Source organism: Deinococcus murrayi DSM 11303, from assembly GCF_000482805.1.
Lineage (GTDB): Bacteria > Deinococcota > Deinococci > Deinococcales > Deinococcaceae > Deinococcus > Deinococcus murrayi.
This window is the reverse complement of record NZ_AXWT01000030.1, coordinates 25,001-35,808: the sequence shown is the minus strand read 5'-3', so window position 1 is coordinate 35,808 and position 10,808 is coordinate 25,001. Positions and strand designations below refer to the sequence as shown.

Below are 10,808 nucleotides of genomic sequence, written 5' to 3'. Positions count from 1 at the left end.
CCGAGAAAGCCCTGAAACGTTACGCGCTGCGCTGGACCGCAGAAAACATGCATCAGGCGCTGAAATCCAGGGGCTTTTTTCTCGAAAGCACGCACCTGACTGATCCCAGTCGGGTCTCCACGCTCCTGGCCGTGGTCGCACTGGCCTTCGTATGGTGCTGTTTGGTGGGAGAGTTTGAGCAGCAGCGTGCCCCGTCACGCTGCCTTCGACACGGCTACCCGCCCAAAAGCCTCTTCAGACGTGGCCTGGATGCCCTTCGCGCCGTGCTCACCAAGCCCAACCGTGGGCTTGCACACGCGTTTCCCGACTTCCTCGCCACTTTTGACCCCTAGAGAGAGGTGCATCAATCCGTCTCGTTGTCCCGTGAAGTGCGGCCATCTGGCGCGTACGAGAAACGCACCACCAAGGTGCGAGTCACCGCCAAAGCGAGGAACACCGCTCCATAAGCCAGCAGCAGCAATGGCTTGTGCAGCTCGCCACTGTAGAGACCAATAATCAACTCGCGCAGCACAAAAATCAACGCGACGTCTACCAAAACATGGATGCGAACTCGACGATGGTCGAAGTACTCCACAAACGAGCGAAAGAGTTCAATAACGACCATGAGCGCTAGGACGTCGGAGACTATCACATTAAAGGCGTTGGGCACCGTACTCTGCGAGAGCGTAAACGTGAGATTGAGAAAAACTCGACCTACGCCGATAAATAGTGCGATGAGAATGATAATGATCAGCAAATTAAAGACAAGCTGAACGGCAAGGCGGAAGACAGCCGTGAGGTCTGCTTGAAAGGGGCGGAGTCTGGAAAGGCCCCCCCGCACCCCGATATGCTCCGGCGACTTGCGGCTCATGGCGTCAGTGTACGCGGTAGCCCTAGCTCTGACAGGTCTTGCGCAGAGGCCCCCGCCGGGACGTTCGCCCTTCCCTCGGCTATCATGCGGGCGTGACCGTTTCGCCCTCTCAGCCCCCCCTGTCCGCGCCTGACACCACCCGCGCCCGCATCCTGACCGAGGCGGCGCGGCTCTTTGTGGCGAGCGGCTACCACGGGGTTTCCATGCGTGAGGTAGCGGCGGCAGTCGGCGTGACCAAACCGGCGCTCTACCACCACTATGCCGATAAGGAGGCCCTCTTTTTGGCGATGCTGGAGGGCACCCTGGCGGGCTTGGCGCGGCTGGTCGCGCACGCCCAGGCACAGGTGGGGGTGCGGGCACAGCTCGAAACGCTGGTGAGTGACCTGCTGGCGAGTGCTCCCGAACAGCGCGTCGGCCTGCAACTGGCGAGCGAGTTGCGCCACGTCTCGCCAGAGCGCCGCGCCGCTTTTGAAAACGATTACCGCCGGGTGTGGATGGGGGGCCTGGGCAAGCTGATTGAGGCCGCCGCCGCACGGGGCGAACTGCGAGACGACCTGCCCCCCCCGGTGCTGACCCGCGCCCTGCTCGCGCTCCTGTACCCCCTGGTGACGGGAGCACCCCCCAGCGACCCGGTGGGCACCGCCCGCGGCCTGCTCACCATCTACCTCGACGGGGCCGCCGGGCCGGGCACCCCACCCGCGAACCCAGAAAAATAAAGATTCTTCATCTTTTACTTAAGATTCGTGCACAACTTCTCCCGGAGCATGGCCATGAGCGCGGCATGGTCAGGCCGCGTGCTTCCGTCCCTCAGCCCCGTTTGCCGCTCCGGCGGCCTTTTGGGGAGACGTCGGCCCCGCTGACGCCTGCCCTCCCTCTTTTTTGGAGCCTCCGTGTTAGAAACCCTGTTTGGCTGGATTACTCAGCCAGAAGCCTGGCTTGCTTTTGGCACCCTGCTGCTGCTGGAGATTGTTCTCGGCATCGATAACGTCATCTTCATCAGCATCCTGGCGGGCAAGCTGCCGCCCGACCAGCGCCAACGCGCCCGGACCATCGGCTTGCTCGCAGCCATGCTGATGCGGCTGGGCTTGCTGTTCTCTATTGCCTGGATTTATAGCCTGCAAAATGACCTCTTCTCGGTGTTCGGGCGGGGCTTTTCGGGGCGTGACCTCATCCTGATTTTTGGGGGCCTCTTTTTGCTGTACAAGGCCGTCAAGGAAATGCATGAACAACTTGAAGGCCCCGGCAGCCACGAATCGGGCGCGGGGGTGCGGGTGGCCGCAGCAGGCTTTGCCGCGATTATCGGGCAAATCATGCTGCTGGACATCGTCTTTAGCCTCGACTCGGTGATTACGGCGGTCGGGATGGCCGACGACCTCGGCGTGATGGTGAGCGCGGTTGTGCTGACGGTCATGATTATGCTTGTGGCCGCTCGGCCCATCGGCGAGTTTGTGCAATCGCACCCCACCGTCAAGATGCTGGCGCTGGCCTTTTTGCTCCTCATCGGCGTGAACCTCATTGCCGACGGCTTCGGCTTCAAGATTCCCAAGGGGTACACCTACTTTGCGATGGGCTTCGCCATCATGGTTGAGCTGCTCAACCTGCGGGCGCGGCGGGGCCAGCCCGTCGAGCTGCACGATTCGGCGCGGCATCCCGACAAGGCGTAAGCGGAACGGGCACAGTGAGGAGGAGGCGGCTGACGGGCTTGCCGCCTCCTCGCTGTTTTCTTCACTCCAGGGCCAGGGAGACCGCCCCTCCCCCTGAGCGAAGCGACGGGTCCTCGCCACCCGACGAGGAGAGCTTCCGCCTGCGGCTCATTCCGCCAGAATCCGTGTCACCCCCCAGGAACAGCCCCGCCGAGGGACAGAGGCCCCGCAGCACGCAGGCCTCGCAGCGGGGGCAGCGGGCCAGGCAGGTGTCACGACCGTGGCGGATGGTGGAGACGTGGGCGGCGTAGCGAACCGCCCATTCCCGCGGCAGCACCTCGTCAAACCAGCGTTCTATATTTCTGGAGGTTCCAGTGGGCGGGCACGAGGTCGAGCCACGCCGCTACCCGCCCGATGTGGGTGTCTACTGGGATGGCGGGCCGGGCCAGGTCAAAGAGCAGCAGCAGCGAGGCGGTCTTCATGCCCACGCCGGGCAGCGCTTCGAGAAGCGCCCGCACCTCCGCATCCGGCAGCGAGCGCAGGTCACGCAAGCTGAGGTGCCCCCGCTCCTCTTCGAGCCGGCGCAGCAGGTCCCAGATGTGCTCGGCCTTGACCCGCGTCAAGCCGCCCCCCGCCCCGCGCAGGGTGGCTTCTATCCCATCGGGGCCGTCGGCCAGGGCCGCTTCCCAGACTGAATAGGCCGCCCGCAGAGCCGCGAACTGCCGCCTGGCGATGGGGGCGGTGTTCTGCTGCGCCAGAATGGTCTCGATGAGGTCATCGAGCGGCTCCGGGCTGACGCGGGGCACGGTCAGGGTGGGGAGGTAGGTGTCACGCAGCCGCCGCAGGAGTTCGGGCAGGTGCGGGGGCGGCGGCACCTCTTGGGCGGGGGAAGGCCGGGCCACGCCTACGGCTGAGCACGCAGGCGGGTGCGGTTGCCCGCGCTGTCCACCGCCTCCAGGTCAGCGTAGATGCCCGTGGTTTCGGCGTAGAAATCCACCCGCGTGCCCGCGGTGATGTTGAGGCGCTTGCCATCGACGAGGATCTCGGTGACCCCGTTGTCGTCGGTCGCGACGCCCGTCACCCGAATCAGGTTGCCGCTGCGCTCGGTGCGGGTTGCCTTCAACACGGGGGGCTGGCCGTCTACCCGGATGGGCACCTCCAGCACGCTCTTGTTGCCCGCCGCGTCCATGGCACCAATGAGGTAGGTTGCGCCCTTTCCCGGCACCTGGGTCTGGAAGGCGAAGTTGGCGATTTTGCGGCTGCCCGGCTGGATGGGGATGGACTTGCCATCCACCGTGATGCGGGTCACCCCCTGGTCATCGAGGGCGTAGCCACGGATGGTGAACTCCCGTGCTCGCCCCACCCCGCCGCCGTCCGGGCTGGTCACGACGATGCGAGGCTTGAAGGTGTCGGCTTTGCGGGCGCAGCTACTCAGCGCGGCCCCCAAGAGCGGCGCGAGGAAAAGCAGCGTGAGGCGGCGGGCCACCCCGCCCCGCCGTCCCCACTCCCGCATCCCAGGCAAATCACGCGGAAGGTCCATGCGGCCCAGGGTAACGGGTGGGGGCCTCCCCTTCATGGACACCGCTACACCGCCGCCACTTCCCGCACGGGCACCCCCAGCACCTCGCGCCCGCCAAGGTAGGGCCGCAGAGCCGCCGGAACGCGAATGGTGCCGTCAGCCTGCTGGTGGTTTTCGAGCAGGGGCACCAGGATGCGCGGGGTGGCAATCCCGGTGTTGTTCAGGGTGTGGGCATAGACCAGCTTGCCGTGTTCGTCGCGGTAGCGCAGCCCGGTGCGGCGGGCCTGCCAGTCGCCGAGGTACGAGCAGGAGTGCGTTTCGCGGTACTTCTCCTCGCTGGGTACCCAGGTTTCAAGGTCGTACATCAGCACCTTGCCCGCGCCCATGTCGCCCGTGCAGTTTTGGACCACCCGGTAGGGCAGCTCCAGCGCCCGCAAGAGGGCCTCAGCGTTGTCCAGGAGGCGGTCAAACCACTTCAGGCCCTCTTCCTCGCTCGCCTCGCACAGGACGTACTGCTCGACCTTGCGGAACTCGTGGACCCGAATCAGCCCGCGCACGTCGCGCCCTGCCGACCCCGCCTCCGAGCGAAAGGCAGCGCTCAGGCCCGCAAAGGCCAGCGGAAGCTGCTCGTGGCTGAGCTGTTCTCCAGCGTACAGGCTGTTGATGGGCACCTCAGCGGTTCCGGCAAGCATGAGGTCGTCACCCTCGACCTTGTACACCTGGTCTTCGCCGCCGGGGAAATGACCGGACCCCACGAGCGTTTCGGGCCGCACCAGGGCCGTGGTGCTCAGCGGCTCCAGGCCGCGCCCGCGCAGGAAATCCATCGCGAACATCAAGACGGCCATCTCCAGGAGGACCGCGTCGCCCCGCAGGAGGTACGAACGGCTCCCCGACACCCGCGCTACCCGCTCTGGGTCGCTCCAGCCCTGGCGCTCCAAGAGTTCGACGTGGTCGAGGGGCGCAAAGGCGAACTGCGGGAGCTGCCCCTCGCGGCGCAACTCGACGTTCTCGGAGTCGTCTTGGCCCACCGGAACCGACGGATGCGGGAGGTTGGGCACCCGCAGCAGCAGCCCGCGCAGGCGCTCTTCGGCGGCACGCAGTTCGGGTTCCAAGGCCCCCAGTTCCTTGCCGAGGTCCTTGCCCTTCTGGATGAGGGCGGGCCGCTCGTCGGGGGCCGCCCTCGGCACAAGCTTGGCGTTCGCGTTGCGCTCGGTCTGAAGGGCTTCGACGCGCTGGCGCAGGGCCACAACCTCGCGGTCGAGCTGCAGCAGTTCGTCGAGGTCGAGGGCCACCCCTTTGACCTGAATGGCGCGGCGGACCGCTTCGGGGTTCTCACGGATAAACTTGAGGTCGAGCATCAAAGCCTCCAGAAACGTGCAGGAGTGGGGAAAACAGGCGAGAGACAGCCCCCCGCCATCAGTCTTGCTCTACGGTGCGCGGAACGCGGATAAAGCCGCCCTCCCGCTCTGGAGCGAGGGCCGCGACGACCTCCGGGGCAAGAACCTCGCCGGGCACGTCCTCGCGCAGAACGTTGATGAGGGAAACGGGGCGCTGCATCTCTTCCGCTTCGGCAGTGTCCACGCCCCGGAGCTGCTCGAAGTAGCCCAGGATACGGCCCAGGTCGCCGCGCAGGTTGTCTTGCTCCTGCGGGGTGAGGTCCAGCCGCGCGAGGCGGGCGAGGTGCTCGACCTCCCGCGCGTCGAGCGGCGCTGCTGAGCTGACCGGTCCAATCATGAACGCGAGTATACGGGCGCTCATGCACCGTCAGCACCCAGAGGCGAGTCTGGGGCCATGACCCGGACGTTCCTCCTGACCCTGGCCCTGGGCGCGGGCACCCTCGCCGTCGCCCAGAGCGTGACCTCTATTCCTGCCACGCCGCTGAGTGCCCCAGCCCCGGCCACCGCGGTGCCCCGCACGACCTCCCCGGCCTACCCGTCGGGCTACACCGCCGAGCAACTGCGGGCGGCGCAGGCGGCCCTGGAGGGCCTGCCCGGCCTGAGCGCGCTGGAACTCGACCAGAGCCAGGGCCGCCTGCGGGTGACGGTGGGCACCGCCGTGCAACGGGTCGCCGTGCTGCAGCGGCTGACCCAAGCGGGGCTGCCCACGGGCCTGGTGACCTTTGCCCCCAACGCGGGGGGCGGGGTGGGCACCGTGACCGAGACGCCGATGGACCCCGCCGTCCCCGCGACCCCGGCCCCGGCCCCCAGCACGCCCGCAGCCGCTGGGCGCGTGGCCGTGACCGAACTCGCCAGCGGCACCAACGCCGCCGTGAGCACGCCCGGCGTGCAGGTCGCCACCACCCAGACGGCCCTGAATGCCCTTTACCGGGTCGCCTACGGCAACCAGACGGGCGCGCCCGCCGCGCCCACCCTGAGAGCCGGAGAAACGGCCGTCGCCATCTTCCTGGGGCAGCGGCCCACCGGGGGCTACGGGGTCCGGGTGACCGGGGCCAGCGTGCAGGGCGGCACCCTCACCCTCACAGTCGAGCTGCGGGCACCGGGTCCAGACAGCATCGTGACCCAGGCCCTCACCAGCCCCTGGACCATGGTGCGCGTCGCGGGCACCTTCACCCGCGTGCAGCTCGTCGATGCGGCGGGCCGTCCGGTCCAGCTCCAGCCCCGCTGACCCCGCTTCCCCCCCCAGTCCCACCCCACCCCCACGGGTGGGGCTTTTGTTGGCGCGGGAAGCTGGCGGCTCAATCTTTTGCCCGATGCAACCCCCGCCCCCCCGGCGGCGTACTGAACTTCATGAGTGCCGACAAGCCTGGCCCCCTGACCCCGCCCGACGCCCTGCTGCACGTTCCCGAAGCGGTCACTCCGGTGGGAGCCGGAGATGCCCCGGAGATGGTGCCCCTCTCGGCCGAGGACCGCACCCGGCTCGACGCGATGGCGCGGGCTTTTGTGGAAGACGTGCTGCACGCCGGAACCCACAGCCCCGACTTCAAGCGCAAGCTCGACGCGGTGCACGGCCTCGGCGTGCCGGAGCAGCGGGCGGCGGCGCAGGTCTCCAGCCGGATGCTGGAGCGGCCCCTGCGGACCACCCAAGCGGGGGCGCTCGCGGAGGGCAGCGACATCCTGCGGGGCCTCACCGACCTGCGCCGCACGGTCGAGGACCTCGACCCCACCCGCACTCCCAGTGCGCGGGGCTTTTTGCGGCGGCTGCCGGGGGGCCGCAAGGCCGTGAATGCCCTCGACCGCTACCAAAGCGCCCAGAGCCACCTCAACGCCATTTTGGAGAGCCTCTACCGCTCGCAAGACGAGCTGCGCCGCGACAACGCCAGTATCGAGACCGAAAAGGTCCACCTCTGGGAGACGATGCAAAAGCTGCGGCAATATGCCCACGTGGGGCAAGCGGTCGACGAGGCCCTCACCGCCCGCCTCCAGACGCTGGAGCAGACCGACCCCGAAAAGGCCCGCGTGGTCCGCGAAGAACTGCTGTTCGCGGTGCGCCAGCGGGTCACCGACCTCCTTACCCAACTCGCGGTCAGCATCCAGGGCTACCTCGCCCTCGACCTGGTGCGGCGCAACAACCTCGAACTCATCAAGGGGGTGGACCGGGCCACCACCACGACCGTTTCGGCGCTCAGGACCGCCATCATGGTGGCGCAGGCGCTGGGCACCCAACAGGCCGTGCTGGGGCAGGTCACCGCCCTCAACACCACCACGGGCAAGATGATTGGCTCCACCGCCAGCCTCCTGCGGCAACAGTCCACCGAGATTCAGCGGCAAGCGGGCAGCGCGACCGTCGACCCGCAGGTTCTCCAGCAGGCCTTTCGCGAGGTATACGGGGCGCTCGACGCCATCAGCACCTACCGCACCCAGGCCCTCGACCGCTTCCGTGACACCATCGGGGCGCTGGGGCGCGAGGTCGCGCAGGCGCAAACTTACCTCGACCGCGAACGCCAAAGCGCTGCCCGCGACGTGGCGCAGGGCCTGAACGTGACCGAGAAGGGAGACCTGAAGCTCTAGAGCGCCGCACCCCACCGACCGGGGTGGCGCGGGCCAGCCCCCTTGCGCCACAATCGGGGCGAGGCCCGGATATGCCCTCCCCTCCCTTCCAGCATCGCCGCGACGCGGGCGAGCAGCTCGCCGCCCGGCTGCGCGAACGTGGCCTTTGGCCAAACAGCACGGTGCTCGCCCTGCCGCGGGGGGGCGTGCCGGTGGGGGCGGAGGTGGCGCGGGCGCTGGGGGCACCGCTTGACGTCTTTGTGGTCCGCAAGCTGGGACTGCCGGGCTACGAGGAGGTGGCGATGGGCGCGGTCGCGTCGGGGGGTGTGCGGGTGCTCAACGAGGACCTACTGCGCCGTGCGGGGGTCTCGCCGAACGCCCTGGCCGCCGCCGAAGCCCGCGAACGCGCCGAACTCGCTCGGCGCGAGCAGCTCTACCGGGGAGGCCGCCCCCCCGTCCCCCTCGCCGGGCGCACCGCCGTGGTGGTCGACGACGGCGTAGCGACCGGGGCGACGATGCGGGCCGGTCTGGAGGCCCTGCGTGCCCTTGGCCCCGCTCGCATCGTCGTGGCGGTGCCCGTCGCCCCGCCTGGCACCGCCCGCGCCCTGGCTGCCCTGGCCGACGAACTCGTTTGCCTCCTTACTCCGCCCGATTTCATGGCGGTCGGGCAGTTCTACGGCGACTTTACCCAGACGACCGACGAAGAGGTCCGGGCGCTGCTGGCCGGGGCGGACGCGCCGGGCTTCGCCTAGCCCCCCCGCGCTTCGACCTCGGCCTGTTTTTCGCTCCAGGCGGTCATCTTCGCGTCCAACTGCACTTCGAGGTCGTGGGCGGCCCGGCCCAGGGCGGCAAAGTCGGCGTCGGGGGGGGCGGCGGCAAGGGCGGCCTGGGCTGCTCCCAGTTCGGCCTCCAGCCGGGCAATCTCGGCTTCGAGGGCCTCGACCTCACGCTTGAGGTGCCACAGGCCCTTGCCCCTCGGCGCGGGGGCGGGGGCGGGTTTCGGCGTGGGCTTGGCCTCCTCCACGGCGGCGGGGCGGTGCCGCTCGCGGTAGTCGGCCCAGCCGGGGTACTCGTAGAAGTGCCCGTCCTCCAGCAGCCAGATGCGGTCAGCCAGCCCCTCGATAAAGGCGCGGTCATGGCTCACCATGAGGAGGGTGCCGGAGTAGGCCGTCAGGGCGTCTTCCAGCGCTTCCACCATCTCCATGTCGAGGTGATTGGTCGGCTCGTCCAGCACGAGGAGGTTGTGGTCCTCCTGCGCCAGCCTCAGGAGGGCCAGCCGCGCCCGCTCGCCGCCCGAAAGGATGCGAGCGGGCTTGTCGTGCTGGTCATAGGGAAAGAGGAAGGTGCCCAGCAGATTGTGGGCCTCAAAGTCCTTCTGCACGTACTCGCGGGCCACCTCGTAGAGGGTCTGCTCTGGGTCGACCCCACGCAGGGCCTGGTCGTAGTAGCCCGTGCTCACGCGGGCACCCGTCAGCACCCGCCCCCGCGGGTCATCGGAGGGGTCCAGGCCCAGCAGGGTCCGCAGCAAGGTCGTTTTGCCCGCCCCGTTGCGCCCGATAATCGCCACCCGGTCGCCCCGCCGCAGCTGAACGTTCACGTCCGCGAACAGGGTGCGCCCCCCCACCCGGCGGGTGAGGTGCCGGGCGTCGAGCACCACGTCGCCGCTTTCCGGAGCATGAAAGGTGATGCGGGTGGTGCGCTCTTCGGGGGGAGGAGCCGAAGCGGCGCGGGCCTGCATCCGGTCGACGCGGGCCTGCATCGCCCTCGCGCGGCGGGCGAGCTTGCTCATGCCCAGGCCCCAGACCTTCATGCGGTCGGCGCTCGCCTGGAGGGACGCTATCGCCTTGGCGTCCTGCGTGTGCTGCGCTGCTTGCTGCTCCAGCTCGGCTTCCAGCGTTTCGCGGAAGGTGGTGTAGCCGCCCCGGTACACGCTCAGGCGGCCTCCGCGCAGGTAAGCCGTCTCGTTCGTCACCGCGTCGAGAAAGGCGCGGTCGTGGCTGATGACGAGCACCGCGCCGGGGGAGCGCGAGAGAAAGCCCTCCAGCCACTCCACCATCACGATGTCGAGGTGGTTCGTCGGCTCGTCGAGGAGCAGCACGTCGGGATTCTCGACGAGCAGCGCGGCGAGACCTAGGCGGGTGCGCTCGCCGCCCGACAGCCCGGCGACCGGGTCGTGTTCACGGCCCCGAAAGCCGAACGCCAGCGTGACCGCCTCCTTGCGGCTGCGGCGCAGGGGGCCGCCCCGGCGCACGTAGTGCTCCAAGACGGCCTCGTGGTGTAGGACGCTTTCAGGGGTGCCGCTGCTCATTGCCCCTGCCGCCCGCTCCAACTCGGCCTCCAGGGCGTCGAGGTCTTGAAAGGCGGCTTCCAGCACGCTGTCCACGGTCGCGCCCGGCGGAAAGGTGGGGTCTTGCGCCAGAGCGCGGACCCGCACCCCCGGTGCCCGGCGCACCTCGCCGCTGTCGGGCCAGACTTCGCCTGTCAGCAGCCGCAGCAGGGTGCTTTTGCCCGCCCCGTTGCGGCCCACCAGCCCCACCCGGTCGCCGGGCTGCACGGCAAAGCTGACCCCCGACAGCACGGTGAGGGGACCGTATTCCTTGGTGGCATCCTGCAAGGCGACGAGCACGCCGGGCAGTATAGGGAGGGAGAGGGCGCGGCCCTCGGTGGTGGATTGCCGCGTGCTCGGCGGGGGCAACCCGCTAGACTGGCCGGGTGAGTCTCCTTGCGGCCTCCCGCCTGAGTTCGCCCCTGAGGACGGCCCTGTGCGCAGCGCTGCTGAGTGGGGCGGCGGACGCGGCTTCTGGCCCTTCCCCCCTCGTCAAGGCCGAGCAGCTTCAGGGCCGCGCCGA

12 protein-coding genes and 1 pseudogene (1 of these 13 cut by a window edge) are annotated in these 10,808 nt (G+C 68.7%); 7 read left to right on the top strand and 6 right to left on the bottom strand.

Annotated elements, in window-relative coordinates; translation table 11 throughout:
- Positions 1–332: pseudogene (locus tag H565_RS0107570) on the top strand (IS4 family transposase); the annotation flags it as partial.
- A gap of 11 nt (positions 333–343) precedes the next feature.
- Here the strand turns inward: H565_RS0107570 and H565_RS14685 are convergent.
- Positions 344–850: a phosphate-starvation-inducible PsiE family protein gene (locus H565_RS14685; protein ID WP_051363477.1), complete on the bottom strand. Its 507-nt coding sequence runs from the start codon at positions 848–850 to the stop codon at positions 344–346.
- A 92-nt stretch (positions 851–942) separates the two neighbouring features.
- On the opposite strand from H565_RS14685, the gene H565_RS0107560 reads away from it, so the two are divergent.
- Positions 943–1,566: a TetR/AcrR family transcriptional regulator gene (locus H565_RS0107560; protein ID WP_027460512.1), complete on the top strand. Its 624-nt coding sequence runs from the start codon at positions 943–945 to the stop codon at positions 1,564–1,566.
- Between the two features lie 174 nt (positions 1,567–1,740).
- Entirely contained in the window at positions 1,741–2,514 is a 774-nt protein-coding gene (locus H565_RS0107555; protein ID WP_027460511.1) for a TerC family protein, read from the top strand.
- 320 nt (positions 2,515–2,834) lie between these two features.
- On the opposite strand, the gene H565_RS14680 is transcribed toward H565_RS0107555, so the two are convergent.
- The 4 genes from H565_RS14680 to gatC are packed head-to-tail and all read right to left on the bottom strand — an operon-like array spanning position 2,835 to position 5,746.
- Positions 2,835–3,395 carry an endonuclease III domain-containing protein gene (locus H565_RS14680; RefSeq protein ID WP_245576191.1) on the bottom strand — a complete coding sequence of 187 codons (561 nt, stop codon included), beginning with the start codon at positions 3,393–3,395 and terminating at the stop codon, positions 2,835–2,837.
- Between the two features lie 2 nt (positions 3,396–3,397).
- Positions 3,398–4,033 carry a hypothetical protein gene (locus H565_RS0107545; protein WP_245576190.1) on the bottom strand — a complete coding sequence of 212 codons (636 nt, stop codon included), beginning with the start codon at positions 4,031–4,033 and terminating at the stop codon, positions 3,398–3,400.
- Positions 4,034–4,077: 44 nt separating this feature from the next.
- Entirely contained in the window at positions 4,078–5,370 is a 1,293-nt protein-coding gene (gene serS / locus H565_RS0107540; protein WP_027460509.1) for a serine--tRNA ligase, read from the bottom strand.
- Positions 5,371–5,428: 58 nt separating this feature from the next.
- The gene (gene gatC, locus H565_RS0107535) at positions 5,429–5,746 is read right to left on the bottom strand and encodes an Asp-tRNA(Asn)/Glu-tRNA(Gln) amidotransferase subunit GatC (protein WP_027460508.1); all 318 of its coding nucleotides are present in this window, start codon (positions 5,744–5,746) and stop codon (positions 5,429–5,431) included.
- A 57-nt stretch (positions 5,747–5,803) separates the two neighbouring features.
- Here gatC and H565_RS15730 point away from each other — a divergent pair, with 57 nt between their 5' ends.
- The 3 genes from H565_RS15730 (at position 5,804) to H565_RS0107520 (ending at position 8,711) form a co-directional block, all read left to right on the top strand.
- Complete coding sequence (locus H565_RS15730; RefSeq protein WP_051363476.1) at positions 5,804–6,637, top strand: protease complex subunit PrcB family protein; 834 nt, start codon at positions 5,804–5,806, stop codon at positions 6,635–6,637.
- Between the two features lie 122 nt (positions 6,638–6,759).
- Positions 6,760–7,980, top strand: coding sequence for a toxic anion resistance protein (locus tag H565_RS0107525; protein ID WP_027460507.1), 1,221 nt, complete (start codon positions 6,760–6,762; stop codon positions 7,978–7,980).
- A gap of 71 nt (positions 7,981–8,051) precedes the next feature.
- Positions 8,052–8,711, top strand: a complete 660-nt coding sequence (locus tag H565_RS0107520; protein WP_027460506.1) for a phosphoribosyltransferase — start codon at positions 8,052–8,054, stop codon at positions 8,709–8,711.
- Here the strand turns inward: H565_RS0107520 and abc-f are convergent.
- On the bottom strand, positions 8,708–10,585 hold the full coding sequence (abc-f, locus tag H565_RS0107515) for a ribosomal protection-like ABC-F family protein (protein ID WP_027460505.1): 1,878 nt from the start codon (positions 10,583–10,585) through the stop codon (positions 8,708–8,710). The two genes, H565_RS0107520 and abc-f, sit on opposite strands and share 4 nt — an antisense overlap.
- An 86-nt stretch (positions 10,586–10,671) precedes the next feature.
- Here abc-f and H565_RS15725 point away from each other — a divergent pair, with 86 nt between their 5' ends.
- A protein-coding gene (locus tag H565_RS15725) for a FecR family protein (protein WP_051363475.1) crosses the window boundary here: on the top strand, positions 10,672–10,808 show its 5' end (the start). The gene runs 1,387 nt beyond the window's last position; 137 of the gene's 1,524 nt are visible here — the first part of the coding sequence; the start codon lies at positions 10,672–10,674; its stop codon lies beyond the right edge, outside the window.